Consider the following 26,391-nt stretch of genomic DNA (forward strand, 5'->3'; position numbering starts at 1 on the left):
CCGTGATCCGCCATATCGTCTTTTTCACCGTTCCCGAGGAAAACCGCGACGCCGTCCGCAAGGGCCTTTCCGGCCTTACCGCGATTCCGCATGCGCTGAAGCTGGAAATCGGCGAGAATGTGAAGAAGGACCAATGGGGCAATTCCGTCGATTTCATCGTTTATGGCGAGTTCGAAAACGAAGCGGCGCTGGCGGCCTACAAGGCCGATCCCGCCTATGATCTTTCCACCCGCACGGTGAAGCCGCTGCGGGAAACCCGCGTCGCCGCCGATTTCGACAGCGATACGGCAGTAAAAGCACCGATCCGGTAACGGTTCGGTTCAGCTGCGCAAGTGACGGGCATCTGCCCGTCGTCTGCCGAGAGCCGGCGAAAAAAATCTTTTTCCGTTTGGGTTTTGAGTCCCGGCATCCCTTATTTCTGTGCCTGTCGCAGGAAACCAGCTGACGCGTGTCTGCGCGACGACAAGACTTTCTTCGGCCCAAAGAGCTGGGCTGGCTGGTTCCCTGTGACAAGCCAGGGATGAGGAACATCACAAACAAGGACACCGTCATGCGATTTCCCTTTTCCCTGCCGCGCAAGCGCCCGGCGGATGGCAACGCCATGCCCGAAAACCGGAAAATGGCTGGCGGCTTCATGGCCGTGGCCATGCAGGGCGGGCAGGCCTTCTGGTCCGGCCGGTCCTATGCCGCGCTTGCCCGTGAGGGTTTCATGAAGAATCCCGTAGCCCACCGGGCTGCCCGCATGGTGGCGGAAGCGGCCGCGTCGGTGAACTGGCTGCTTTACGACGGCGATGACGAGATAGGCGATCATCCGCTGCTGGCGCTTCTGGCGAGGCCGGGCGCCCACATGGGCGGGCCGGATTTCTTCGAGGCGCTTTATGGCCACCTCATGCTGGCCGGAAACGCCTATGTCGAGCCGCTTGTGGTCGGCGGGCGGCTGCGTGAACTGCATCTTCTCCGGCCTGACCGGCTCAGCATTGTCGAAGGGCCGGATGGCTGGCCGGCGGCTTATGATTACCGCGCCGAAGGCCGGGCCACGCGGCGCATCGCCGCCGAACGGGACGGGCTGGGGCTGCTGCATCTCAAACTGTTCCATCCGCTGGATGACCGGGTGGGGTTCGCGCCGCTCGCCTCCGCCGGCGCGGCGCTTGATCTTCACAATGCCGCCAGCCAGTGGAACAAGCGCCTGCTCGATAATTCCGCCCGGCCTTCCGGCGCGCTGGTCTATCAGCCGCGGGAAGGCGGCAATCTTTCCGCCGAACAATATGAACGGCTGAAGCGCGAGCTGGAGGAGGGCTATCAGGGCGCCATGAATGCCGGCCGGCCGCTGCTTCTGGAGGGCGGGCTGGACTGGAAGGCGATGGGACTATCGCCGCGCGACATGGACTTTCTGGAAGCCCGCAACGGCGCGGCCCGCGATATCGCGCTCTCACTCGGAGTACCGCCAATGCTGATCGGCATTCCCGGTGACAATACCTATGCGAATTATCAGGAAGCGAACCGCGCCTTCTATCGCCTCACCGTGCTGCCGCTCGTCAACCGCACGGCGGCGAGGCTTTGCGGCTGGCTTGCGCCGATCTTCGGCGTGGGCCTGCGACTGGAAGCCGATCTCGACCGGATTGCCGGGCTCGCGGGCGAGCGGGACGCGCTCTGGACACGCATCGGCGCAGCCTCGTTCCTGAGCGACGAGGAAAAACGCGAGGCCGTCGGTTATTGAAGGGACGGCGTTTCTTTCGCTTTGACGGTTCAAGCATTGTCTGAAGAAGCGGATTCTCTTTGTGAGCTCATCCGTCCAAGCGATTCCGAAGATTCGTAAAATCACCCGGTGCAGGCGCGCAGGAAGCGGCTGCGTGCGACGCGGCGCGTCCGCCCGATGACAACATCCTAGAACGGAATGATTACCCATGTCTGAATTCGCCAATGAGGCCGGCATCTGGGCCGCCCGCATCACCGGCGCCGTGGCGGGCGCGGGTGTATCGCTCGTTTATCTCCTGCCGAAAAGCAAACGCGAGGCCGCGAGCCGTTTTATCACCGGCGTCTCCTGCGGCATGATCTTCGGCGGGCCTATCGGCCTGTGGATCGTGCAGCAGCTTGATATTGCCGGTGCGCTCTCCGGTCGCGAAATCATGGTGGCGGGTTCCGCCGCCGCCAGCATGGGGGCCTGGTGGGGGTTGGGCGTGCTGGTGCGCATCGCCGACCGTTACAGCGCCCGTCCGCGCGCCTGATATTCCCCTCACATCGCAGGAGTTACCCATGCACGCCTATTGCGGGCCGCGTCCCGCCACGCGTAAATTCGCCAATCTGGAACTGCGCGGCATTGCCGGCGACGGCACTTTTTCCGGTTACGCCAGCGTTTTTGGCGAGATCGATCTCGGCCGCGATGTGATCGAGCGCGGCGCCTTCCGCCGCTCCATCGAGGAGCGCGGTGCGTCCGGTATCCGCATGCTCTACCAGCACGATCCGGCCCAGCCTATCGGCGCCTGGCGCACCATCCGCGAGGATGAGCGTGGCCTTTATGTCGAGGGTATCCTCTCGCCCGGCGTCGCCCGGTCGAGGGAGGTCCATTCGCTGATGAAGACCGGCGCTCTGGACGGGCTGTCCATCGGTTTCCGCACGGTTCGTTCGAGTAGGGAAGGGCTTTCCGGCAAGGCGGCCCGCGCCGGCGTCCGGCGCATTCTGGAGGCCGATCTCTGGGAGATCTCCGTCGTGACTTTTCCGATGCTTCCCTCGGCTCGCGTCTCCGATGTCAAGCATGCCCGCTTCTTCCGCGACCGCGACACCGAACTGGTGCGCAGCATGCGCCGCGCCGCCCGTTCGCTTTTCGATACCGCCTTCAAACGCTGATTTCCGGACAAACCGCAACAAGGAAAACCACATGACAGAACAGACAACGACACCGGCCCCGATGACGGTTGCGCCGCAGCTGAAGGCCGTCCCCGATACGATGACGGCCGCCTTCGACGAGTTCATGGAGGCCTTCGAAGCCTTCCGTGAGACCAACGATCAGCGGCTTGCCGATATCGAGCGCAAGATGGGGGCTGATGTCGTGACCCGCGACAAGCTCGACCGAATCGACAGGGCGCTCGACGACAACCGCAGGCTCATGGACGATCTGGCTTTGAAGAAGGCGCGGCCCGCGCTCGGCCGGAAGGACGCGCTGTCGCAGGATGCCGAAGAGCACAAGACCGCTTTCGAGGCCTATATCCGCCGGGGCGAGGAAGCCGCGCTGCGTGATCTCGAGGCAAAGGCCTTTGCCGGCTCGGCCGGGGCGGACGGCGGCTTTCTTCTTCCGACCGAGACGGATGGCGAGATCGGCCGGCGCATGACGGCGATTTCGCCTGTCCGGGCGCTCGCCACGGTGCGACAGGTTTCCGCTGCCGTGCTGAAAAAACCCTTCGCCGCCGGCGGGCTCGCCACCGGCTGGGTTTCGGAAACGGCGGCGCGGCCGGAAACGGCGACGCCGAAACTGTCGGAGCTTTCTTTCCCGACCATGGAGCTTTACGCCATGCCTGCCGCCACCCAGGGCCTGCTGGACGACGCGGCGGTCGATATCGAGGCGTGGATCGCCTCCGAGGTGGACATCGCATTCGCCGAACAGGAGGCGGCGGCTTTCGTTGGCGGCGATGGCATCAACAAGCCCAGGGGGTTCCTCGCCTATACGACCGTTGCCAATAACGACTGGAGCTGGGGCAATATCGGTTATGTCGCGACCGGCGTATCGGCGGGCTTTTCCTCCGCCGGTCCCATGGACGTGCTGCTCGACGCCATCTATGCGTTGAAAGCCGGCCATCGCCAGAACGGCACCTTCCTGATGAACCGCAAGACGCAGGGTGCGCTTCGACGCTTCAAGGACACGACCGGCGCCTATCTTTGGCATCCGCCGGCTGCCGTCGGTCAGCCCGCCTCGCTGATGGGCTTTCCGGTGACGGAAGCCGAGGACATGCCCAATGTGGCGGCCAACAGCTTCGCCATCGCCTTCGGGGATTTCCGCGCCGGTTACCTCATCGTTGATCGAACCGGCGTCCGCATCCTGCGCGATCCCTATTCGGCCAAACCCTATGTGCTTTTCTACACCACCAAACGCGTGGGCGGCGGCGTGCAGAATTTCGAGGCGATCAAGCTGGTGAAGTTCGGGGTGAATTGAACCTCGACGGTGCCGCGCGTTTCTTCTCCCCGCCGATGCCCGACAGGGCAGATGAGGGGGCAAGCTCTCGGTTTACCCCGACCCTTGCCCCCTCAACCCGCTGCCGCGACCTTCTCCCGGCGGGAAGAAGGCGAAAGACACAGCTGCTCGCCCTAATCTCCGGAGACCCCATGACCTATGCCCTCATCCATCCGCCGCAGGCGGAGCCGTTGACCCTTGCCGACGTCAAGGCGCATCTGCGTCTCGACAGCGGTGACGAGGACACCTTGCTTGCCGCGTTGATACGCGCGGCCCGCGAGCATCTGGAACGCACCACCGGGCTGTGCCTCCTGCGCCAGACCTGGCGGCTTTATCTTGATCGGTGGCCCGAAACGGGCGTGATTCTGATTGGCAAGACGCCGGTGCAAGCCATCGAAACGATTCTGGTTTTCGACGGGCAGGGGCACGCGGCAGACATCACCGCCACCGAAAAGCTGCTCGACGGCGCGGCGCGGCCGGCACGGCTGTGGCTGCGCGAACCGCCGGCCCCGGAACGGGAGCTGAATGGCATCGAGATCGATTTCACCGCCGGTCATGGCGAGGCCGCGACGGATGTGCCCGATACGCTGAAACGCGCCATGCTGATGCATGTGGCGCAGATGTTCGCCTTTCGCGGCGCCGTCGCGCCGGAAAACCAGCCGGCCGCCGTTCCGGCTGGTTATGAGCGGCTGGTGTCTCCTTTCTGCCGTCTGGGGCTTTAGGCCATGAACCTCGTCTTTCTTGATCCTGGCAGGCTGACGACGCGACTGGAACTGGAAGTGCGGTCGGAAACGCCTGATGGACAGGGCGGCGCCGCCGAAAGCTGGAAGGCCGTGCGCGCGTTGTGGGGCGCCATCGAGCCGGTTTCCGAAGCCTCGCACGAGCGGGCTTCGGCCGAGGGGGCGACGATTACCCATCGTGTCTGGCTCGCCTGGCGCAACGACATCGACATCGGCACCGGGATGCGCTTTCGCAAGGGGGCGCGCATCCTCAACATCCGAACGGCGATGGATCCCGACGAAACCCGCCGCTTCATCGTCTGCCGTTGCGAAGAGGAAAACCGATGAGCGCCGCGAACCCGCTTCTTCAGGCGATCGTCGCAAAGCTCGCTGGCGATGCCGAATTGGCAGACCTCAACCCCGGCGGCATCGTCGACCGGCTTCTGACGCGTGGCCTTTTGCCATGTATTGTCTTCGACGAGGTCGAGACCCGCGATTATTCGACGGCGACGGAAAGCGCGGAGGAGCATTTTCTGACGCTGCAAATCTGGGGTGATGCCAATCGCCGCAGATCCACGGGTGAGATCGCCGCAAGGGTAAAAGCGCTGCTTGATGACGCCGCGCTGCCGCTCGTCGGCTTTTCGCTCGTCAACATGCACATGCTGTCCAGCCGCTCCCGCCGTGAGGCGAAGTCACGGAACTTCGTCCTTGAAATGCGGTTCAGGGCGGTAACGGAATGAAGGGCCCTACGCTTTCTGGCCGGCCACGGTTTTCCACAGCAGGATCAGCAGCAGCAGCGAAAGGGTGATCAGGATGGAAGCGATGCCAAGCATCGCCGCCACACCGCCGCGATCGAGCGCCATGCTGAAAATGACAGGTGCAAAGGCGATGGCGAGATTTTGCGGAAGCGAAATCCGTGCGGCCTGAAGGCCGTATTGCTGCGGAGAGAACACTGCAAGCGGCAGAACGGCGCGGCTGACCGTCAGCACACCCGCGCCAAACCCGAACAGGGCGATGAAGCCGGCAAAGGCTGGTATGGCCGGAGAAAAGACGAGCAGGACCAGAAAGGATGTCAGCAGAAGACAGAGGCCGATCAGGCAGGTGATGAAGGGATTGCCGCGTTTTCCCAGCAGGAAATCTAGCCCGCGCGCGGTAATCGCCAGCACGCTGCGCACCGATGCCAGCTGGATTGCAAGCGCTTGCGATGCGCCTGAATGCACGAGAAGCAAAGGCAGAAGCGGCGAGAAGCCAAAGGCGGTGAAGGCGCTGAGCGTGGTCATTGCCGCCAGAAGCAGGAAGGCGCGCCGCGTATCCAACGGCGAGGCCGGGATTTCGCCAGGATGCGGGCGCTGGCCTGGATTGCCGCCCTTTCTCTTCGGAAGAACGAAGAGGTAAAGCGGCAGAAGCAGGAACAGCTGCAGACAGCCGTAGAGGATGAGGGTGCCGCGCCAGCCGAGATGCTGCTCCGCAAAGGCTGTAACGGGCAGGAACACGGCCGCCGAAAGGCCGGTAAAGACCATCAGCAGCGTCAGGGATCGACCGCTTTCCGCCCCGACGCGCTCCACCACGGCGGTGTGTGCCGCCGTTGTCAGCCCGCACGCGCCGGCAAAGCCCATCACCGCCCAGCCCAGCAGATAGCTTGTCACGCCGCCTGCAAAAGCAAGCAGCGCAAAGCCGCAGGCAAAAAGCAGGGTGCCGCTGACCAGCACCGGCGCTGCGCCGTGGCGCACAAGCATCCGCCCGAGCAGCGGCCCGCAAAGCGCACTGATGGTCATCATCACGGTCAGGCCTGCAAAAACGACTTCGTTGGCGATGGCGAGTTCGCTGCCCATTCGTGGACCGAGAATGGCCAGCATGTCGAAACCGGAACCCCAGCTGACGACCTGCCCAAGCGCCAGCACGCCGATAAGGCGTGTACGGAACGTCGGGGAAGCAGCATCGGACATGGCAAGATCGCACAATGCGAGGGCAAGGAACATTTTTGGTCGCAGGCCCGCAACACCCTGCAACCGCAATCGAAACGGAAGGAAACAGGATGGTGGCGCAGAAGGGCAAGGATTTTCTGCTGAAATTCAACAATGCCGGAACATATGTCACTGTTGCCGGGCTCAGAACGCGGCGGCTGGCCTTTAACGCCCAGGCGGTGGACGTTACCGATGGGGAAAGCGTCGGGCGCTGGCGCGAGTTGCTGGCGGGTGCCGGCGTGCAAAGGGCCGCGCTGACGGCGTCAGGCATATTCAAGGATGCGGCGAGCGATGCGCTCGTGCGCGGCGCGTTTTTCGCGGGCACCATTCCCGGCTGGCAGATCGTCATACCCGATTTCGGCACGATTGTCGGGCCGTTCCAGATCGTGGCGCTGGAGTATTCCGGCCGTCACGATGGCGAAGTGCAATTTGAGATCGCGCTGGAATCGGCCGGTCTTTTGACCTTTGGAGCGCTGTGATGCCGCAAGGGTTGCGTTACGGGCGGGCGAACCGCCATCGCGGCGAGATCGAAGCGCTGTTCGACGGCGAAAGGCGCATATTGTGCCTGACGCTCGGCGCGCTTGCCGAGCTCGAAACCGCCTTCGAAGTCGATGACCTGACAGCGCTCGCCGAACGTTTTGCGAGCGGACGCATGAAGGCCACCGACATGATCCGGGTGATCGGCGCGGGGTTGCGGGGCGCCGGCAATGTTTTTTCGGATGAGGATGTTGCCAGCGCCACGGTGGAGGGCGGCATTGCCGGCCATGCCGCCATCGTCGCCGAACTTCTGACCGCCACCTTCGGCGGTTTGAAAGGGGAGACGCCGCGGGACCCCTGAATGCCGCAGCAGGCGATGCGACGCCGCGCCCCTTTCCCTGGGATGCGGTTCTCCATGCGGGTTTCTGCCTGCTGCGGCTTTCTTCCGAAGTCTTCTGGCGGCTGACGCCCAGAGAGTTTTTCGCCATGACGGGCGGCGTGCGCTCCGGTTCACACTGCCCCGATCGACAGGAGATGGAGGCGATGATGCGGCGTTTTCCCGACAGGGACGCATCCGATCATCGTTTCGCGAAGATGTTTTAATTCAAACACTTGAAGCTCCAGTTTGAATCGGAAAGGCAGGTACGATGGCGGGTGAAGGATCGATCGCGGAAAATCGGGAGGAGGCGGAAGCCCTGTCCGAAGTGATGGGCGATCTCGAACGCCGCTCCGAACGGTTCGGAGCGGCGCTGACGTCTGCACTGCAGGCGGCAACGACAGGCGGCAAAGGGCTGGACGATGTGCTGCGCGGCCTTGGGCAGCGGCTGTCGGGCATCGCGCTCTCCGCCGGGCTCAAACCCTTTGAGGCCATGATTGGCAATGCCGTCGGCGGGTTGTTGAACGGCGGCGGCTCGCTCTTCGCCTTCGCCGATGGCGGGATGCCGGGGCGCAGCGTCACGCCTTTCGCCGAGGGTGGTGTCGTCTCCAGCCCGGCGTTTTTTCCCATGGGCGGCGGGCTTGGCCTGATGGGAGAAGCAGGGGCGGAAGCCATATTGCCTCTGAAGCGCGGCCCGGATGGTGCACTCGGTGTTGCGGCGCCTTCCGCCGGCGGCGGGTCCCAGATCATTTTCAACGTCACGGCGACGGATGCGACAAGCTTCCGCAAAAGCGAAGGCCAGATTGCCGCAATGCTGGCGCGCAGCGTCGGGCGCGGCCAGCGTGGATTGTAATATGCAGACCTTGTCCCTGTCCCGACCGGCCTGCCGAGCATGGACAAACCGCGAAGGATGAGGGCCTGCGGCCGGCACACCCCAAACAGCGAAATGAATCCAGGAACAACGACATGGTGGCATTTCATGAAGTGCGGTTTCCGCTGCGGCTGGCGCTCGGTGTGAGCGGCGGCCCGGTGAGACGGACCGACATCGTCAATCTTTCCAATGGGCGGGAAAGCCGCAATCAGCGCTGGCGAAATGCCAGGCGTGCCTATGACGCCGGCTCGGGCATCCGCTCGCTCACCGATCTCTATGAGGTGCTGGCCTTTTTCGAAGCGCGGCGCGGCGAGCTTTACGGCTTTCGTTTTCGCGATCCCGTGGACTTCAAATCCTGCCCGCCGGGAGACACGCCGGCATCGACCGATCAGAGGATCGGCGTGGGTGATGGCGTCACGGTGCGGTTTCAACTGGTCAAGACCTATGCCGATGCGGGTGGCTTCTTCACCCGCCGGGTGGAAAAACCTGCCGAGGGCTCCGTCCTCGTATCGGTCGAGGGTGTCCCCGTATCCGCTTCGGATGTGTCCTGCGATTACGCGACCGGTATGGTGACATTCGGTTCCGGAAAGGTTCCGCCCGCCGGTGCGGTGGTCCGTGCGGGCTATGAATTCGATGTACCGGTACGGTTCGCGACCGACCGCATCGACATCAACCTCACCGCCTTCGAAGCCGGGCGAATTCCCGCCATTCCGCTGATGGAAATCCTGCCATGAAAACGATCGCTCCCGCCCTTGCCGGGCATCTTGAAAGCGATGCCACGACCACTTGCCATTGCTGGAAAGTGACGTTGAAGGATGGCGCCGAAATCGGCTTCACCGATCATGACGAGGCGCTTTTCTTCGCCGGCACGGCCTTTCTGGCCGCCAGCGGTTTTTCGGCCAGCGATAATGACAGCGAAACCGGGCTCGGCGCCGGCGCAGGTGAAGTGGCAGGCGGTTTTTCCAGCGAGGCGATTTCGGAAGAGGATCTTGCCGCCGGCCGTTTCGACGGAGCGAGAGTGGAGCTTTACCTCGTCAACTGGCAGGCTCCGGAAGAGCATGTGCTTCTCTCCCTGCGCGAGATCGGCGACGTAGCCCGGGCGGGGGGGTCCTTTCGCGCCGAGCTGCGCAGTTTCGCCCATCGCCTCAGCCAGCCGCAGGGGCGGGTTTATGGACGGCGCTGCGATGCCGCGCTGGGAGACGCACGCTGCGGCGTTGCTCTGGCGCGGTTCACCGGCAATGGCCGGGTGGTGGCGGTGGACGCGGCCGGCAATCTCGTCGCAACCGGGCTCGATGCTTTCCCGGATGGTTTTTTCAACGGGGGAAAGGTGCGTTTTCTCACCGGTCCGCTTGCAGGGCGCGGGTTCGATCTCGATGGCCATGAGCAGCGCAATGGCGGCGTGCTTCTTTCTTTCTGGCTTCCACCGGATGAGGCGCCGTTGCCGGGAGACAGCTTTTCCGTCACGGCCGGTTGCGACAAGAGCTTCGCCACATGCAGGCATACATTCGCCAATCAGCTGAATTTCAGGGGCTTTCCCCATCTTCCAGGGGCGGATTTCGCCTATTCTTATGCCAGCGGCGGTCACACCCACGACGGCGGGGCCTTGTTCCCATGAGCGAGACGGGAGACAAGGTGCTGGCGCTGGCCGAGCCGTGGATCGGCACACCCTATCGGCATCAGGCGTCGCTAAGGGGCGTTGGCTGCGATTGTCTCGGCCTGATCCGAGGCGTCTGGCGCGAACTCTACGGCAGCGAACCGGAACTTCCGCCGCCCTATGCGCCTGACTGGGCCGAGCGCTGTGGTGAGGACCGGCTGATGGCGGCCGTGCAACGGCATTTTCCTAGCGTTTCGGGCCTGGACGGGGCAAAGCCCGGAGACCTGCTGCTGTTCCGCTGGCGGGCCGATGCGGCGGCCAAACATCTCGGCATCCTCGCGGAATCCCGGCATTTCATCCACGCTTATGAGCAGGCGGCGGTGGTGCGTTCCGCCTTGGTGCCATGCTGGAAACGGCGCATCGCCGGCGTTTTCCGATTTCCCGATCCCTGAGATTTTTTGAGGCAGGCATGGCAACCATACTATTTCAGGCAGCAGGTGCGGCACTCGGCGGTATTTTCGGGCCCGTGGGAGCGATCATCGGGCGTGCGGCCGGCGCGCTGGCTGGCAACGCCTTGGATCGCGCCTTGCTTTCGGACGGTCGTACCGTGTCCGGGGCACGGCTCTCGGCCGCGCGTATTCCTGGTGCGGATGAAGGCGCCGCGATAAACCGGCTTTACGGTACGGCGAGGATCGGCGGCACCCTGATCTGGGCGACACGTTTCGAAGAAAGCCGTGTCGTGCAGAGACGTGGTGGCAAAGGCAACCGCGGCCCAAGGGCGGAGACCTATCGATATTTCGCCAATCTCGCCATCGGTCTCTGCGAGGGGGAGGCGGCCCTCGTGCGGCGCGTCTGGGCCGATGGGCGCGAAATTGACCTGACCGGCATCGAGATGCGCTTTTATCCCGGCAGCGCAACGCAATTGCCCGATCCGCTGATCGAGGCGAAACAGGGGAGCGGCAATGCTCCCGCCTTTCGCGGCCTCGCTTATGTCGTCATCGAGCGCCTGCCGCTTGAAGCCTATGGCAACCGCATTCCGCTCATGCAGTTCGAGGTGGCGCGGCCGGTCGGCGGGCTGGAGAAGTCGATCCGCGCCGTGACCGTCATTCCGGGCGCAACCGAACATGGTTACGCAACGGTGCCGGTTTCCGAGCATACGGGCATGGGTGAAAGCCGCGTGATGAACCGTAACGGCCTGACGGCCGAGACGGACTGGCGCGCTGCCATCGATGAATTGCAGGCGCTTTGCCCCGCTCTTCAAAGCGTGGCGCTGGTGGTGAGCTGGTTCGGCACGGATATGCGGGCGGGCGAATGCCGCATCCTGCCGGGTGTTGAAGTGGGGGACCGGGAGGGCGAGACGACGCCGTGGTCCGTTGCCGGCCTGACACGCGCCGGGGCGCATCCGGTCAGCCATCATCATGGCGGTCCCGCCTATGGCGGCACGCCGAATGATGAAGGCGTGATGCAGGCGATAGCCGACCTCAAGGCGCGGGGCCTGAAGGTCTGCCTTTATCCCTTTGTGATGATGGACGTGCCGGCGGGCAACCGGCTGCCGGATCCCTATGGCAAGGCCGAACAGGACGCCTATGCCTGGCGGGGGCGCATCACCTGCTTTCCCGCACCCGGGAGGCCCGGATCGGCCGATCGTACCGCGGGTGCGCGGCTGGAGATCGATCGTTTCTGTTCCCGCGCCGAGGGCTATCGACGCATGGTGCTGCATTACGCCGACCTCTCGGTAAAAGCGGGAGGCGTCGACGCCTTCCTGATCGGTTCCGAACTGCGGGGGCTGACGGGGTTGCGCGATGACAACGGCGCCTTTCCCTTCGTGGAGGCGCTGGTGCGGCTCGCGCGCGATGTACGGGCTGTCGTCGGAAGGGCGACGAAACTAACCTATGCTGCGGACTGGAGCGAATATTTCGGTCACCAGCCGGCCGACGGCTCGGGGGACGTGTTCTTCCATCTCGATCCGCTCTGGGCGAGTTCAGACATCGACGCCATTGGCGTCGACAATTACATGCCGCTCTCCGACTGGCGCGACGAAGATGCCGCAAACGGCAATCCTGACGGCATGACCGGCCCGGATGACGCTGTGGCCTTCCGCCGCGCCGTTACGGCTGGCGAGGGTTTCGACTGGTTTTATGCAAGCGAAGCCGACCGCACGGCCCGGCGGCGAACCCCCATTGCCGATGGCACAACGGCAAAGCCATGGGTATTCCGCTACAAGGACCTTCGAAACTGGTGGGAAAATCTCCATTACGATCGGCCCGGCGGGAAGGAGAGCACCACGCCAACCGCATGGAGGCCGGGCTCGAAGCCCATCTGGTTTACGGAACTCGGCTGCCCGGCGGTGGACAAGAGCGCGACACGCCCCAATGTCTTTCCCGATCCGAAATCGGCGGAAAACGCCTTTCCCCATTTTTCCCGCAAAAGCAGGGCGGACAGCCAGCAGCGGCGTTTTCTGGAGGCGCATCTGGGGCACTGGGAAAATGGCGATGCCGCGATGGTGGATACGAGCCGGATCTATCTGTGGACCTGGGATGCGCGACCTTTCCCGGCTTTTCCGCAAAACGGTGCGACGTGGAGCGATGGCGCTAACTGGCGCACGGGCCACTGGCTGAACGGCCGGCTGGGAACGGCGACGCTTGCCGACACCATCGCCGCCATTCTGACGGATCACGGCTTTTCCGCTTTCGACGTCTCCGCCATCAGCGGCGATCTCATCGGTTATGTGCAAGGCGAGGTAACTTCGGCCCGCAGCCTGCTGGAGCCGCTGATCGCGGCATTTCAGCTGGATGTGGCGGAGGATGCAGGTACCCTGCGTTTCCGCTCCCGCAACGGGGCTGTCACGCCCGTTCGGGATCTTTCCATTCTCGCCGATCTGGAGGGTGAACCGCTGTGGTCGGAAAATCGCGGCCACGACAGCGATTTCCCCGCGGAAGCCGTTCTGACCTCGTTCAACCCGGCGCTGGACTACGAGCAGGCGAGCGTGCGTTCGCGGCGCGTGGAGAATGCCGGCAGCCGTGTCATGCGGCTCGATCTCAACGCCGCTCTATCTTCGGAAACGGCGCAAGCGGCGATCGAGGCGGCCTTGCGCGACAGCCGCCAAGCACGGCGCAGCCTGCGTTTTGCCCTGCCGCCGGGGCAGATTGCGCTGGAACCGGGCGACTGCATCCGTCTCTCCACGGATGCCTTTCCGCAGGCGCCCGCAGGTCGGTTCATGGTCAGCCGTATCGAGGATGGCGCAGTGCGGCAGGTGGAGGCGCGGGCCTTTTCCCCGGCCTTGTCAACTTTTGCCGGTGTGGCGGACGAGCGACGTGCCCATGGCGCAAGCGGCAGCGAGGGTTTCGCGCCGGAAGTGCTGTTTCTCGATCTGCCGTATCAGGACGGTGCGGCGGCCGAGCAGTCGGCGCGAGTTGCCGCCTTCGCGAAACCCTGGCGGCACATCGTCGTCTCGGCCTCATCAGGCACGGAAGGATACGGCCAGCGCGTGACGCTCGACCGTCCGGCCAGGATCGCAACGCTGGCAATGCCGCTGAAGCCTGGACCCTCCGGTCGCTTCGACCGTGCAAATACCATCGTGCTCGATCTGCCTTTCGGCGAAGTTGCATCGGCCGAACCGCTTTCGGTGATGAACGGCGAGAACCGCATCGCCGTGAGGGCGGCGAATGGTGTCTGGGAAATCGTCGCTTTCGCGAAGGCAGAGGAAACCGCGCGGTCGCGCTGGCGGCTTTCTGTTCTCCTGCGCGGCCTTGCCGGCACGGAAGACGCGTTGGTCATCGGTGCGCCGGCAGGGGCGCCGGTGGTTGTTCTGGATGCCGCGGTACAGCCGCTCGGTCTGCTCGCCGGAGAGCGTGGCCGGCGAATGAACTGGATTGTCGAGGCAGCGGAACAGGCCGGCGCGCCGGTCGGGCCTTTCTCCGTCGAGACCGGATTTCGGGCGCTGACGCCGCTTGCGCCGGTGCATCTTGCCGGCCTGCGAAAAACGGATGGCATTCTCATCAGCTGGAAACGCCGGGGGCGGATGGACGCCGATGGCTGGGACGCAAGCGAAATTCCGCTGGATGAAGCTTTCGAACGTTATCGGGTGGAGGTGATGGACGGCGACGAGGTGCGGCGTACCGCCGACGTCTCGGAACCCTTCTGGTTTTATCCAGCAACAGCCGAACTCACAGATTTTCCGGCGCTGCGGGATCACATTTCCGTGCGAGTCCGCCAGCTCGGCCGCGCGGTGCCCCTGGGAGTGGCGGCACAGGCCGTTCTCCCGCTTTCATAAATGCCTGAAAACAAAGCAAAGGACGACAAGATGGACAGTACCAAACCGTGGTATCAATCCCGCACGATATGGGGCGCGCTGATTGCGGTCTTCGCCCCGCTTTTCACCATTGCCGGCTTTGATCTGCCCGCCGGACTTCACGGTGAGCTGGCCGACGGCCTGATGACCGTGGCCGGCGGAATTGGCGGTCTCATCGCGCTTTACGGCCGCCTTTCGGCGACCCGTGCGATCCGCTGACGCAGCTCGCGCAAGCGCCGCTCCCGTTCCGTCTTCCCGCTGCGGGGGCGGCATTCATTTGCCATTCAGACGCTTTGCGCTACATATTCGGTCACAATACGGTTCAAGACGCACCCGTTTTTTTTGTGGAAGTTTGTAGAATGGCATCACCTCTCATCATCGCGACGCTTGCAGCCGGGCTTTCCGGTTTCACGGCGCCCGAGGCTGATTTGCAGGGCCACTACATTCTCGCTGCCAGCGACTGCGGCGCGGCCGTGGCCCGCGTTGTACGCGAAACCGGCGGCCAGCTTCTTTCTGTCTATCCTTCCGGCGACGGTCAGTCCTGTGTCGTCACCGTTCTCGTCCAGGGAAATGGCGAGCGCCCGCGCAAGGTGACGATGCGCGTGCCGATGTAGCTTGCCCGCATCGCCGAAATATCGGAAAACGATCCGAGACATCTAGCATGACCGGCCACGCGCGCGGGCCGGGAACAGGAAAGGGCGGACAATGCGTATTCTCGTTGTTGAGGACGATGCCAATCTCAATCGTCAGCTGACCGATGCTCTCAAGGAGGCCGGTTATGTCGTCGATCAGGCATTCGACGGCGAGGAAGGCCATTATCTCGGTGACACCGAGCCCTATGACGCCATCGTTCTTGATATCGGCCTGCCGCAACTCGATGGCATCACCGTCGTCGAAAAATGGCGCGCGGCCGGAAAGGCCATGCCTGTTCTCATCCTGACCGCCCGCGACCGCTGGAGCGACAAGGTGGCGGGCATCGACGCCGGCGCCGATGACTATGTGACGAAGCCTTTCCATGTCGAGGAAGTTCTTGCCCGCGTGCGCGCGCTCATCCGCCGCGCGGCCGGCCACGCTTCTTCCGAACTCGTCTGCGGCCCGGTCCGGCTCGACACAAAGTCCTCCAAGGCGACCGTCAACGGCACGACGCTGAAACTCACCTCGCACGAGTTCCGGCTCCTGTCCTATCTCATGCATCACATGGGTGAGGTCGTATCGCGCACGGAGCTGGTCGAGCATATGTACGATCAGGATTTCGACCGCGATTCCAACACGATCGAGGTATTTGTCGGACGTCTTCGCAAGAAGCTCGGGGTTGATCTGATCGAGACGATCCGTGGTCTCGGTTACCGGATGCAAGCGCCGGCAGATGCGAAGTAATTCTCTCACCGCCCGCGTCCTGCTGCTCGCCTCGCTCTGGTCGGTGCTGGCGCTGGTGGTGATCGCCGTCGTGATCTCGACGCTTTACCGCCAGGGCGTGGAGCGCAGCTTCACCGATCTTCTCAGGGCACAGCTCTATAACGTCATCAATTCCGTGACGATTTCCAACGAAAATACGTTGGCCGGCAGCCCGCAGCTTGGCGATCTGCGCTTTTCGCAGCCCGATACCGGCTGGTACTGGGTTGTCGAGCCGCTCGGAAATTTCCAGACCGCGCCGCTGGTCTCTTCCTCGCTCGGCGTTTCCACCCTTCCGGTGCCGAGCATTCTCGACGCCCCCTTCGACAACCGCTACGAGCGCTTTTATGCCGTCACCGACGAGGCCGGCAATCAGGTGCGGGTGGCGGAAACCGAAGTCGTGCTGGATGGCGAGGGGCGTGCAGCGCGTTTCCGTGTCTCCGGCAATCTGAACGTCGTGGAAGACGATGTGCGGGACTTCTCCAACAGCCTCTATCTGGCGCTTGCCGTTTTTGGTGTCGGAAGTCTTGTCGTCAATGGTCTTGCCATTCTCTACAGTCTGCGGCCGCTCGATCAGGCTCGCGTCGCACTTGGCAAGATCAGGGGCGGAGAGGCGGAAAGCCTCGAAGGCGAATTCCCGCGCGAAATTCAGCCGCTCGCCAACGAGGTCAACGCACTGATCGATAGCAACCGAAGGCTTGTGGAGCGCGCGCGCATGCAGGTCGGCAATCTCGCCCATTCACTGAAGACGCCGATTGCCGTTCTCCTGAACGAAGCCCGCACGCTCGATCCGCAGCACGGCGATCTGGTGCGGGCGCAGGCGGACGCCATGCAGGCGCAGGTGCAATCCTATCTCTCCCGCGCCCGCATCGCCGCCCAGCGCGGCTCCATCCTTGCCCGCGTGGAGGCCGAACCGGCGCTGGAACGGCTGGTGCGCGTCATGCGCCGCCTGAACCCCGACAAGCAGTTCGTGCTGAATTTCGAGCAACCGGGCGCGGTACTCGGCATGGAGCAGCAGGATCTGGAAGAGGTCGTCGGCAATCTTCTCGAAAATGCCGCGCGTTTTGCACAGACGCGTGTGGTCATTACGCTGGCGACCGGTACGCACCCATCCTCCGACGCCGAAATCGCCCGTCGCGCCTGGGTGGAGCTGACGGTGGAGGATGATGGGCCGGGACTTGAGCCGGAACAGATCAGCGAAGCGATGAAGCGTGGGCGGCGATTGGATGAGAGCCGCCCCGGCACGGGCCTCGGATTGTCGATCGTTGTCAGAGGTGGTGTCAGAGTACCATGGCCGCTTTTCGCTGTCGCGCAGCGCCATCGGCGGGTTGAAGGCAGATCTGATTTTGCCCGGCCTTTCGAAAGAGCTTGCGTGAGCCGAGAAAAAAGGCAAGAAATTCAACGCTGGTATATTGATGCAATGCGGTAGGAAAGAGGACAGGGTTTGGTTGACGTGTATGATGGCTGCCGCTCCGTGACGATGCGTTCGCTGGTGTCACGCCCGGCACTTCTCTCGATCCTGTGCGTTTCCATGCTGAGCGCCTGCACCACCACGGGCACCCGCCCGGCAGGCGGCGGTCTTTTCGGCCGTTCGTCACAGCCCTCCACGCCCTTCCTTGCCAATCTGGAAGGCGGTATTGTCGGGCGAAGCGGCGTGCAGCTTGACAGGGGTGACCAGACAAAGGCGCTGGAGGCCGAATATAAGGCGCTGGAAACGGCCCCGGTCGGCACGCCTGTCACCTGGACGGGCGATGACGCCAGGGGCCAGGTGGTCGCCAATGCGCCCTATCAGGTTGGCAACCAGAACTGCCGGCAATATTCGCACACCCTGACGGTAGACGGACGCGAGACCCGGGCGCGTGGCGCAGCCTGCCGCAATGCCGATGGAAGCTGGTCGCCGCTGACATAACCGGTTTGACGCAAATCAAGGTCACGGGCCCTTTGCGATGACAAGAGAGGCATGGCGGTGCAGCCGGGGGAAGGGCCTGCGGTGCGGCGTGATGTCTCAAATTCGCGTCATCCCTGCGCTTCATGTTTCCATGTGCCGCGCATTCGAGTAATTGAGCCTTATGTTCTGGATTGTCGTTGCGATATTGACGGCGGCTGTTGCCATCGTCCTGATGTACCCGCTGATGCGGAAGACCGAGGCGCCGCAGACGCGCCGTGACGGTGAGGTTGCCGTTTATCGTGACCAGCTGGCCGAACTGGACCGCGAGCGCGCCGCCGGCCTGATCGGGCAGACCGAGGCGGATTATGCCCGCGCCGAAATCGGCCGCCGTCTGCTTGCCGCCGCCGAAGCGGAGGAGCAACCCGGCAAGGAAACCCGGCCGCGCCGGCACAATCTCGCCGCCAGCCTGATCACCATTCTGTTGCCGGCGCTGGGTCTCTGTCTCTACATCTGGAACGGCAGTCCGGAGGTACCGGACATGCCGCTCGAGGCACGCCTTGAAAAGCCCGGCAACGACATGAATCTGCTGGTCGCAAGGGCCGAAAGGCATCTGGCGCAGAACCCGGATGATGGCGCGGGATGGGAAATTCTGGCGCCGATCTATTTCAAGATGCAGCGGCTTGGCGACGCCGAGCTCGCCTATCGCAATGCGCTTCGCATTCTGGGCCCGAGCGCCGAACGATTGACGGGCCTTGGCGAAACGCTCGTGGCCGGCAATGACGGTATCGTCATCGAGGCGGCGCGGGATGCATTTGCCGAGGCGGAAAAGCTTAAACCCGGCAACCCGCGTGCCCGCTTCTATCTCGCGCTGTCGCTGGAACAGGCCGGCAAGGCGGAGGAAGCACGCGCGGCCTTCACTCAGCTGGCGGCAGACGCCCCGGCTGGCGCGCCATGGCTGCCCCTGGTGCGCGAGCATATTGCCCGGACCGGCGGCGAAACGAAGCCTGCCGCACCCGGCCCGACGACCGAGGACATGGCGGCGGCAAAAGACATGACGGCGACCGACCGGCAGGCGATGATTGAAGGTATGGTGGCGAGCCTCGACGCCAAGCTGAAGGATAACCCGGCCGATTTCGAAGGGTGGATGCGGCTCGTGCGTGCCTATTCTGTGCTGAAGAACGAAGCCAAGGCCGGAGAGGCGCTGCGGGCGGGGCTGAAAGCTTTTCCGCCGGAGGGTGAGCAGGGCAGGCAGCTTCTGGCGCTGGCGAAGGAACTCGGCGTTTCCGCCGGACCGATCCGCATGAACGGGAAACAGGATGCCGCGCCGCAGGGAGTGACACAATGACCCGCAAACAGAAACGACTCGCGATCATCGGCGGCGGCATGAGCTTCATCGTGGCGGCCGTGCTGCTGGTCATGTTCGCCTTCGGCCAGTCCATCGCCTATTTCTACATGCCGGCCGATCTGGAAAAAACGCCCGTCAACCCCGGCACGCGCATCCGCCTTGGCGGGCTGGTGGCGGAAGGGTCGATCAAGCGCGGCGAGGGCCGCACGGTGAGCTTCACGGTGACGGACGGCGAAGCGACTGTGCCGGTCAGCTATACCGGCATCCTGCCCGATCTCTTCCGCGAAGGGCAGGGCGTGGTGACCGAAGGCACGTTCGATGCCGCGACCCACGGTTTCGTGGCCGACAGCGTGCTTGCCAAACACGACGAGAACTACATGCCGAAGGAAGTTGCCGACCGGCTGAAGGACAAGGGTCTGTGGCAGCAAGGCGCAGAGGGAGAGAAACCCGCGGCCGCAACGCCGGCCGCCGGCACGGCTTCGACTGACAAGACCGGAGCAACCAAATGATCAACGAGATCGGCCATTACGTTCTGGTGCTGGCGCTTGGCGTGGGGCTGATCGTGTCCACGCTGCCGGTCATCGGCGCGCGCCGCAACGACCGGGCGCTGATGGACATCGCTTCGCTCGGCTCGGTGCTGATGTTCCTGCTCGTTGGTTTGTCCTTCGCGGCGCTGACGCGGGCCTATGCCGTCTCGGATTTTTCCGTGCGCAACGTCTGGGAAAACTCCCATTCGCTGATGCCGATGATCTACAAGCTGACCGGTGTATGGGGCAATCACGAGGGCTCCATGCTGCTTTGGCTGCTCATCCTCGTGTTTTTCAGCGCGCTCGTCGCCACCTTCGGCCGCAACCTGCCTGAAACGCTCAAAGCCAATGTTCTTGCCGTGCAGGCATGGATTTCCGTCGCCTTCCTGCTGTTCATCCTGCTCACCTCCAATCCGTTTCTGCGGCTGGAGCCGGTGCCGGCCGAAGGGCAGGATCTGAACCCCATCCTTCAGGATTTCGGCCTCGCCATTCATCCACCGCTGCTTTACCTCGGTTATGTCGGCTTTTCCGTCTGCTTCTCCTTCGCCGTTGCCGCATTGCTGGAAGGCCGTATCGATGCCGCCTGGGCGCGGTGGGTGCGGCCATGGACGCTCGCCGCCTGGACCTTCCTGACCGCCGGCATCTCCATGGGTTCCTACTGGGCCTATTACGAACTCGGCTGGGGCGGCTGGTGGTTCTGGGACCCGGTGGAAAACGCCTCCTTCATGCCGTGGCTTGCCGGCACAGCGCTGCTGCATTCGGCGCTGGTCATGGAAAAGCGCGAGGCGCTGAAAATCTGGACCGTGCTTCTGGCGATCATGACCTTTTCGCTGTCGCTGCTCGGCACCTTCCTCGTTCGCTCAGGCGTTCTCACCTCCGTGCACGCCTTCGCCACCGATCCGAGCCGCGGCATCTTCATTCTCGGCATTCTGACCGTCTTCATCGGCGGCGCCTTCGCGCTCTTTGCATGGCGTGCGCCGTCGCTCAAAGCCGGCGGGCTGTTTGCGCCGATTTCGCGTGAGGGATCGCTGGTTCTCAACAACCTGATCCTGACGGTCTCCACCGCGACCGTGCTGATCGGCACGCTCTATCCGCTCATTCTGGAAACGCTGACAGGCGAAAAAATCTCGGTCGGCGCGCCTTTCTTCAATCTCACCTTCGGCCTCCTGATGATCCCGATCCTGATCGTCACCCCGTTTGGGCCGATGCTCGCCTGGAAACGCGGCGATCTCCTGGGCGCATTCCAGCGGCTCTATGTGGCGGCAGCGCTCGCCGCTCTGGCGGGACTGACGCTCTGGTACATTGAAAATGGCGGCCCGGTACTGGCCGCACTCGGCATCGCTGCCGGTTTCTGGCTGATCCTCGGCGCATTTGCCGATCTCTGGTATCGCGCCAATTTCGGCAAGCTCGCTTTCGGTATTGCGTTTCGCCGCCTCAAAGGCCTGCCGCGCTCGGCCTTCGGCACGGCGCTGGCGCATATGGGCCTTGGAATCACCGTTCTCGGCATCGTCATCGTCACCACCTATGAGACCGAGACGGTGCTGGAAATGAAAGAGGGCATGGCGGCGGAAGCGGGCGGCTACAGCCTGACCTTCGACGGCATCCGCCACGCCGTCGGACCGAACTTCACCGAGGATCGCGGCCATTTCACCGTGCGCAAGGCAGGCGTGGAAGTTGCGGATGTCTGGTCGTCCAAGCGGCTTTACACGGCCCGGCGCATGCCGACGACGGAAGCCGGTATCCTGACCTTCGGTCTCAGCCAGCTCTATGTCTCGCTTGGTGACCCCATGGCCGATGGCGGCATGGTGGTGCGCATCTGGTGGAAACCCTTCATCCTGTGCATCTGGGGCGGCACGCTGTTCATGATGGCGGGCGGGTTCATTTCTCTCTCGGACAGGCGATTGAGAGTGGGGGCGCCGAATCGCAAGGCGAAGCCGGTGCGGGCTGCAATGCCGGAGGCGGCGGAATGAGTGTGGAGCGTGCGGCAGGTTTATTCTCCCCCACGGGGAGAAGTGCCGAGCAAAGCGAGGCGATGAGGGGGAAGCCGCATAAACTGAGAGTTATGGCTGGCGTGGGCCCCCTCATCCGACCCTTCGGGCCACCTTCTCCCCGGCGGGGAGAAGAAATGCGCCGCACTCTTTCGGGATTGCCTCGGATGCTGGCGGGTTTTCTGCTTCTCTTCGCTGTGCTTGTCTCAGCATTTCCCGCTTCCGCCTTCAACCCGGATGAAGTCCTCAAGGACCCCGTGCTCGAACAGCGAGCCCGCAACCTCACCTCCCAGCTTCGCTGCATGGTATGCCAGAACCAGTCGATCGATGACAGCAACGCCGAACTGGCGCGTGACCTGCGCGTTCTGGTGCGCGAACGGCTGGTCGAGGGTGACAGCGACAAGGCGGTCATCGATTATGTCGTGTCGCGCTATGGCGAATTCGTGCTTCTCAAACCGCGCCTCAGCCTGCGCACCGTGCTTTTGTGGGGCGCACCCATCGGCCTCACGCTCGTGGGAATTTTCGCCGTCTTCGTCTTTTCGCGTCGCCGCGCCACCCTTGAACAGCCACAAAAACTGAGCGCGGATGAAGAAGAAAGAATTCGCAACCTCATTGAAAAATAACTGTTTTTCATTTTTTCCCACGGTTCTTTTTCAACATTACGGATTTTTCATTCCTCAGACACTTCGCCGTAAGGTGTCGCCTCCTATATCTTCATCATCCACCGCTTCCCCGGTCACACGGGTTCCAGTCTGAATGAAGAAAGAAGGTACACCATGTCTCATTCGCAAAACGGCCATTCCTCGCTGAAGACAGCCCTGAAGGCCACGACGGTTGGCGGCCTTGCGGCGCTGATGCTTTCCACCGGCATTGCCGCACCTATCCTCCACTCTTTTGCGGCCCCCGTCGAGGTGACTGCGCCGCAGGTTCCGAGCTTCGCCAATGTGGTCGATGCGGTATCACCCGCCGTCGTCTCCGTTCGCGTTCAGTCGAACGTGCAGCCCGCTTCCGATGATTCCAGCAATTTCTCCTTTAATTTCGGTGGCCGTGGCCTTGACCAGCTTCCGGATGACCATCCGCTCAAGCGCTTCTTCAAGGAATTCGGCGGCCCGAACCAGGATCGCTCCGACCGCGGCCCCAATCGCCACCGTGACGGCAAGGGTCCGCTGCGCCCCGTCGCTCAGGGCTCCGGCTTCTTCATTTCCGAAGATGGTTACATCGTCACCAACAACCACGTCGTCGATGACGGCTCCGCCTATACTATCGTGATGAATGACGGCACCGAACTCGACGCCAAGCTCGTCGGCCGCGATCCGCGCACCGATCTGGCACTCCTCAAGGTCGATGTGAACCGCAAGTTCACCTACGTTCAGTTTGCCGATGACAGCAAGATCCGCGTCGGTGACTGGGTCGTCGCCGTTGGCAACCCCTTCGGCCTTGGCGGCACGGTGACTTCCGGCATTATCTCGGCCCGTGGCCGTGATATCGGCTCCGGCCCCTATGACGACTACCTGCAGATCGACGCCGCCGTGAACCGCGGCAACTCGGGCGGTCCCGCCTTCAACCTCAACGGTGAAGTGGTTGGCATCAACACCGCCATCTTCTCGCCCTCGGGCGGCAATGTCGGCATCGCCTTCGCCATTCCGGCATCGGTCGCCAAGGACGTGATCGCCGACCTGCAGAAGGACGGCAAGGTAGAGCGCGGCTGGCTCGGCGTGCAGATCCAGCCCGTCAGCAAGGACATCGCCGAATCGCTCGGCCTTTCCGAAGCCAAGGGCGCTCTGGTCGTTTCGCCGCAGTCCGGCTCGCCGGGCGACAAGGCAGGCATCAAGCAGGGTGACATCATCACCGCCGTCAACGGCGAACCCGTCAAGGATGCCCGCGACCTGTCACGCCGCATCGGCGGCATGGCGCCGAACAGCAAGGTGGAAATCTCGCTGTGGCGCGGTGGCAAGTCTCAGTCGGTCACGGTGACGCTCGGTGATCTCGCCAGCGACGATGCCTCCAAGGCGACCCCGAGCCAGAACGACGACAAGGGCGGTCAGTCTTCCAGCGAGAAGGTGCTGTCCAGCCTCGGCCTGACGGTGGCCCCTGCCGATGACGGCAACGGGCTTGCCATCACCGATGTCGACCCTGACAGCGATGCCGCTGCCCGTGGCCTGAAGACGGGTGAGAAGATCACCTCGGTCAACAACCAGCAGGTCGCATCCGCCGCCGATATCGAGAAGATCCTCGAGCAGGCGAAGAAAGACGGACGCTCCAAGGCGCTGTTCCAGATCCAGACGGATGACGGCAGCCGCTTCATCGCTCTGGATATCGACCAGGGTTGATAGGCTGAAAGGCGATGCCGGTTCTTTCGGGAGCCGGCGTCGCTAAGGAATGTGTCTCGCCTATAGGACGAGGCAGAACATATGGAATGAGCGCGTGCCACTTGTTTCTTCTCCCCGAGGGGGAGAAGGTCGCGGCGGCGGGATGAGGGGGCAAGGGTAGCGATAGGAGCGCGCTTGCCCCCTCATCCGACCCTTCCCCGGCGGGGAGAAGAAAGGACCCGCAACGCCGGTCCAGGCAGTATCGCGGAGGAAACCTCATGGAAAACAAGGTTCAGGAAATGTCTGTCGCATCTGTTTCCGGTTGTGCGGAAAAGGGCGAGGGCGCTATTGTCCCGCACATGAAGATTCTTGTCATTGAAGACGACCTCGAGGCTGCGGCCTATATGACCAAGGCGTTCCGCGAAGCCGGGATCGTCGCCGACCACGCTAGCGATGGTGAAAGCGGCCTGTTCATGGGCTGCGAGAATGTCTACGACGTCATGGTGATCGACCGAATGTTGCCGCGCCGCGACGGGCTTTCCGTCATCAGCGAACTGCGCCGCCGCGGCATCGAGACGCCGGTTCTTATCCTTTCGGCGCTGGGGCAGGTGGATGACCGCGTGACCGGCCTGCGTGCCGGCGGTGACGATTATCTGCCGAAACCCTATGCCTTCTCCGAACTGCTCGCCCGTATCGAAGTGCTTGGCCGCCGCAAGGGCAAGCCCGAGCAGGACATGATCTATCGCGTCGGCGATCTCGAGTTGGACCGCCTGTCCCACGATGTGCGCCGGGGTGGCAAGGAAATCCTCCTTCAGCCGCGCGAATTTCGCCTGCTGGAATATCTGATGAAGAATGCCGGCCAGGTGGTGACCCGCACGATGCTTCTCGAAAATGTCTGGGATTACCATTTCGATCCGCAGACCAATGTCATCGACGTGCATGTTTCCCGTCTGCGCTCGAAGATCGAGAAGGACTTCGAGAAGCCGCTGCTGAAGACCATTCGCGGCGCGGGCTACATGATGAAGGACGAGGGCTGATTGCCGAAAATGGCCCGCCTCAGAATATTGTTCAGGTCGACAGCGGTGCGCCTTTCGGCGCTCTATATCCTGCTGTTTGCACTCTGCGCGGCGTTCCTTGTTTTTTATGTCACTGCGCTTTCCGAAAGGCTGCTGAACCAGCAGACGCGTGACGCTGTGCTGCAGGAAGTCTCGGATGTGCAGCGCATCTATAATCGCGGCGGTATCAATCCGCTGCTGAGGATGATGGAGCGCCGTGCCCGCCAGCCGGGAGCGAGCCTTTACATCATCGCTGGGCCGAATGGTGAAATTCTGGCCGGCAACGTCGCCTCCGTGCAGCCCGGTGTTTTCGACAAGGAAGGCTGGACCGGCTTTCCCTTCCGTTATGAGCGTTATTCCGAGAGCGGCGACAGCGTGCAGCATCTTGCCACGGCCAATGTTTTCGTTCTGGACAACGGGCTGCGCATCCTGATCGGCCGCGACCTCGGTGAGCCGACCAAATTCCGCGCCCTGGTGCGTAATGCCCTGATGGTGGCGCTCGCCATCATGAGCGGCGGCGCCCTGCTGATCTGGTTCGGCATCGGCCGCAATGCACTGAAACGCATCGACCGCATGTCGGCGGCAACCAAGAAGATCATGGCCGGCGACCTTTCGCAGCGTCTGCCACAGGGCCGCTCCGGCGATGAGTTCGACAGGCTGTCCGGCTCGCTTAACGCCATGCTGGGCCGCATCGAGAAGCTGAATGAAGGCCTGCGGCAGGTTTCCGACAATATCGCCCATGACCTGAAGACGCCGCTGACGCGCCTGCGCAACAAGGCCGCCGCGGCACTGGACGATGATGACGAAACGAAACGCCGCGCAGCCCTTGAAGGCATTATCGCCGAGTCCGACCAGCTCATCCGCACTTTCAATGCGCTGCTGATGATTTCCCGTGTCGAGGCCGGTTCCATCGCCGCCGAAATGACTGAAGTGGACGTCTCGGCGATTGCCGAAGACAGCGCCGAACTCTACGAGCCGGTGGCCGAGGATGCGGGGCTCGCGCTGGAAACCGAAATCGAACAGGGCCTCATCGTCAAGGGCAACCGTGAATTGATCGGCCAGGCGCTTTCGAACCTGATAGACAACGCCATGAAATATGCCTGCGAAAGCGAGGGTGACAAAAAACTCGTCGTTCGTCTGGCAAAGGCCCCTGGCGCAATCCTGCTTTCCGTTGCCGATAATGGTCCCGGTATTCCTGCCGACAAGCGCGGCGAGGTGCTGAAACGCTTCGTGCGGCTGGATGAAAGCCGCTCCAAGCCCGGCACGGGCCTTGGCCTGTCGCTGGTGGAGGCGGTGATGGAACTGCATGGCGGGTCGCTGGAGCTTTCGGACACCGACGCCTCCAACGCCGCCTGCCCGGGGCTGACAGTCTCCATGGTTTTTCCAGACAATAGCCGCTGAAGAGAGCCGGCGAGTGTATTCCGGCGGGGAGT

The 26,391-nt window shown here is 63.1% G+C and carries 28 protein-coding genes and 1 pseudogene; 28 read left to right on the forward strand and 1 reads right to left on the reverse strand.

The window, feature by feature from the left end; all coding sequences use genetic code 11:
• Positions 1 to 2: 2 nt before the first annotated feature.
• From QE453_RS13705 to QE453_RS13740, 8 genes are all read left to right on the forward strand, one after another.
• Positions 3 to 311, forward strand: a complete 309-nt coding sequence (locus QE453_RS13705) for a Dabb family protein (RefSeq protein ID WP_006700091.1) — start codon at positions 3 to 5, stop codon at positions 309 to 311.
• Between the two features lie 239 nt (positions 312 to 550).
• Positions 551 to 1,717 (forward strand): phage portal protein, encoded by a 1,167-nt coding sequence (locus QE453_RS13710; RefSeq protein WP_042936777.1) that lies wholly within the window; start codon positions 551 to 553, stop codon positions 1,715 to 1,717.
• Between the two features lie 187 nt (positions 1,718 to 1,904).
• Positions 1,905 to 2,225: a DUF6107 family protein gene (locus QE453_RS13715; RefSeq protein ID WP_003509186.1), complete on the forward strand. Its 321-nt coding sequence runs from the start codon at positions 1,905 to 1,907 to the stop codon at positions 2,223 to 2,225.
• Positions 2,226 to 2,253: 28 nt separating this feature from the next.
• Positions 2,254 to 2,844, forward strand: a complete 591-nt coding sequence (locus tag QE453_RS13720; RefSeq protein WP_309777286.1) for an HK97 family phage prohead protease — start codon at positions 2,254 to 2,256, stop codon at positions 2,842 to 2,844.
• A gap of 31 nt (positions 2,845 to 2,875) precedes the next feature.
• Positions 2,876 to 4,144 carry a phage major capsid protein gene (locus QE453_RS13725; protein ID WP_072494178.1) on the forward strand — a complete coding sequence of 423 codons (1,269 nt, stop codon included), beginning with the start codon at positions 2,876 to 2,878 and terminating at the stop codon, positions 4,142 to 4,144.
• 170 nt (positions 4,145 to 4,314) lie between these two features.
• Positions 4,315 to 4,884, forward strand: a complete 570-nt coding sequence (locus QE453_RS13730) for a head-tail connector protein (RefSeq protein WP_037091540.1) — start codon at positions 4,315 to 4,317, stop codon at positions 4,882 to 4,884.
• Between the two features lie 3 nt (positions 4,885 to 4,887).
• Positions 4,888 to 5,229 (forward strand): phage head closure protein, encoded by a 342-nt coding sequence (locus QE453_RS13735; RefSeq protein ID WP_309777287.1) that lies wholly within the window; start codon positions 4,888 to 4,890, stop codon positions 5,227 to 5,229.
• Positions 5,226 to 5,621, forward strand: coding sequence for a DUF3168 domain-containing protein (locus tag QE453_RS13740; protein WP_004440751.1), 396 nt, complete (start codon positions 5,226 to 5,228; stop codon positions 5,619 to 5,621). The genes QE453_RS13735 and QE453_RS13740 overlap by 4 nt, the downstream gene beginning before the upstream one ends.
• Before the next feature lie 6 nt (positions 5,622 to 5,627).
• Here QE453_RS13740 and QE453_RS13745 read toward each other — a convergent pair whose 3' ends face one another.
• A complete protein-coding gene (locus QE453_RS13745; RefSeq protein WP_037091718.1) occupies positions 5,628 to 6,827 on the reverse strand; it encodes an MFS transporter in 1,200 nt (399 codons plus the stop codon).
• A gap of 89 nt (positions 6,828 to 6,916) precedes the next feature.
• Here QE453_RS13745 and QE453_RS13750 point away from each other — a divergent pair, with 89 nt between their 5' ends.
• The 20 genes and pseudogenes from QE453_RS13750 (at position 6,917) to QE453_RS13845 (ending at position 26,359) form a co-directional block, all read left to right on the forward strand.
• The gene (locus QE453_RS13750; protein WP_309777288.1) at positions 6,917 to 7,324 is read left to right on the forward strand and encodes a phage major tail protein, TP901-1 family; all 408 of its coding nucleotides are present in this window, start codon (positions 6,917 to 6,919) and stop codon (positions 7,322 to 7,324) included.
• Positions 7,324 to 7,683, forward strand: a complete 360-nt coding sequence (locus QE453_RS13755) for a gene transfer agent family protein (protein ID WP_004440758.1) — start codon at positions 7,324 to 7,326, stop codon at positions 7,681 to 7,683. Before QE453_RS13750 ends, QE453_RS13755 begins: the two co-directional genes overlap by 1 nt.
• Entirely contained in the window at positions 7,680 to 7,925 is a 246-nt protein-coding gene (locus QE453_RS13760; protein WP_082074340.1) for a rcc01693 family protein, read from the forward strand. The genes QE453_RS13755 and QE453_RS13760 overlap by 4 nt, the downstream gene beginning before the upstream one ends.
• A 44-nt stretch (positions 7,926 to 7,969) precedes the next feature.
• Entirely contained in the window at positions 7,970 to 8,551 is a 582-nt protein-coding gene (locus QE453_RS13765; protein ID WP_309777289.1) for a phage tail tape measure protein, read from the forward strand.
• 113 nt (positions 8,552 to 8,664) lie between these two features.
• Positions 8,665 to 9,303, forward strand: coding sequence for a TIGR02217 family protein (locus QE453_RS13770; RefSeq protein ID WP_037091534.1), 639 nt, complete (start codon positions 8,665 to 8,667; stop codon positions 9,301 to 9,303).
• Complete coding sequence (locus QE453_RS13775) at positions 9,300 to 10,184, forward strand: DUF2163 domain-containing protein (RefSeq protein ID WP_004440768.1); 885 nt, start codon at positions 9,300 to 9,302, stop codon at positions 10,182 to 10,184. Before QE453_RS13770 ends, QE453_RS13775 begins: the two co-directional genes overlap by 4 nt.
• A complete protein-coding gene (locus QE453_RS13780) occupies positions 10,181 to 10,615 on the forward strand; it encodes an NlpC/P60 family protein (RefSeq protein ID WP_207588866.1) in 435 nt (144 codons plus the stop codon). The genes QE453_RS13775 and QE453_RS13780 overlap by 4 nt, the downstream gene beginning before the upstream one ends.
• A 17-nt stretch (positions 10,616 to 10,632) precedes the next feature.
• Positions 10,633 to 14,436 (forward strand): glycoside hydrolase/phage tail family protein, encoded by a 3,804-nt coding sequence (locus tag QE453_RS13785; RefSeq protein ID WP_309777290.1) that lies wholly within the window; start codon positions 10,633 to 10,635, stop codon positions 14,434 to 14,436.
• Between the two features lie 30 nt (positions 14,437 to 14,466).
• The gene (locus QE453_RS13790) at positions 14,467 to 14,673 is read left to right on the forward strand and encodes a hypothetical protein (RefSeq protein ID WP_004440775.1); all 207 of its coding nucleotides are present in this window, start codon (positions 14,467 to 14,469) and stop codon (positions 14,671 to 14,673) included.
• A gap of 140 nt (positions 14,674 to 14,813) precedes the next feature.
• Positions 14,814 to 15,068: a hypothetical protein gene (locus tag QE453_RS13795; RefSeq protein WP_003497070.1), complete on the forward strand. Its 255-nt coding sequence runs from the start codon at positions 14,814 to 14,816 to the stop codon at positions 15,066 to 15,068.
• A 91-nt stretch (positions 15,069 to 15,159) separates the two neighbouring features.
• Positions 15,160 to 15,831 (forward strand): response regulator transcription factor, encoded by a 672-nt coding sequence (locus tag QE453_RS13800; RefSeq protein WP_003509815.1) that lies wholly within the window; start codon positions 15,160 to 15,162, stop codon positions 15,829 to 15,831.
• A pseudogene (locus tag QE453_RS13805) lies at positions 15,821 to 17,222 on the forward strand (ATP-binding protein). Before QE453_RS13800 ends, QE453_RS13805 begins: the two are co-directional and overlap by 11 nt.
• Positions 17,223 to 17,326: 104 nt before the next feature.
• Complete coding sequence (locus QE453_RS13810) at positions 17,327 to 17,755, forward strand: membrane protein (RefSeq protein WP_037091716.1); 429 nt, start codon at positions 17,327 to 17,329, stop codon at positions 17,753 to 17,755.
• Positions 17,756 to 17,915: 160 nt separating this feature from the next.
• The gene (ccmI, locus tag QE453_RS13815; RefSeq protein ID WP_309778163.1) at positions 17,916 to 19,079 is read left to right on the forward strand and encodes a c-type cytochrome biogenesis protein CcmI; all 1,164 of its coding nucleotides are present in this window, start codon (positions 17,916 to 17,918) and stop codon (positions 19,077 to 19,079) included.
• On the forward strand, positions 19,076 to 19,588 hold the full coding sequence (ccmE, locus tag QE453_RS13820; RefSeq protein ID WP_244405108.1) for a cytochrome c maturation protein CcmE: 513 nt from the start codon (positions 19,076 to 19,078) through the stop codon (positions 19,586 to 19,588). The genes ccmI and ccmE overlap by 4 nt, the downstream gene beginning before the upstream one ends.
• Positions 19,585 to 21,576, forward strand: a complete 1,992-nt coding sequence (locus QE453_RS13825; RefSeq protein ID WP_004440801.1) for a heme lyase CcmF/NrfE family subunit — start codon at positions 19,585 to 19,587, stop codon at positions 21,574 to 21,576. Before ccmE ends, QE453_RS13825 begins: the two co-directional genes overlap by 4 nt.
• A gap of 185 nt (positions 21,577 to 21,761) precedes the next feature.
• Positions 21,762 to 22,217 carry a cytochrome c-type biogenesis protein CcmH gene (locus tag QE453_RS13830; protein WP_042936866.1) on the forward strand — a complete coding sequence of 152 codons (456 nt, stop codon included), beginning with the start codon at positions 21,762 to 21,764 and terminating at the stop codon, positions 22,215 to 22,217.
• 153 nt (positions 22,218 to 22,370) lie between these two features.
• Positions 22,371 to 23,924 carry a Do family serine endopeptidase gene (locus QE453_RS13835; RefSeq protein ID WP_022555870.1) on the forward strand — a complete coding sequence of 518 codons (1,554 nt, stop codon included), beginning with the start codon at positions 22,371 to 22,373 and terminating at the stop codon, positions 23,922 to 23,924.
• Between the two features lie 257 nt (positions 23,925 to 24,181).
• Positions 24,182 to 24,940 carry a response regulator transcription factor gene (locus QE453_RS13840; protein WP_004440811.1) on the forward strand — a complete coding sequence of 253 codons (759 nt, stop codon included), beginning with the start codon at positions 24,182 to 24,184 and terminating at the stop codon, positions 24,938 to 24,940.
• 9 nt (positions 24,941 to 24,949) lie between these two features.
• Positions 24,950 to 26,359, forward strand: a complete 1,410-nt coding sequence (locus QE453_RS13845; protein ID WP_113382151.1) for a HAMP domain-containing sensor histidine kinase — start codon at positions 24,950 to 24,952, stop codon at positions 26,357 to 26,359.
• The last annotated feature ends 32 nt before the right edge of the window (positions 26,360 to 26,391 follow it).

The sequence above is a fragment of the Agrobacterium sp. SORGH_AS_0440 genome (assembly GCF_031453135.1).
Taxonomy (GTDB): Bacteria; Pseudomonadota; Alphaproteobacteria; order Rhizobiales; family Rhizobiaceae; genus Agrobacterium; species Agrobacterium pusense.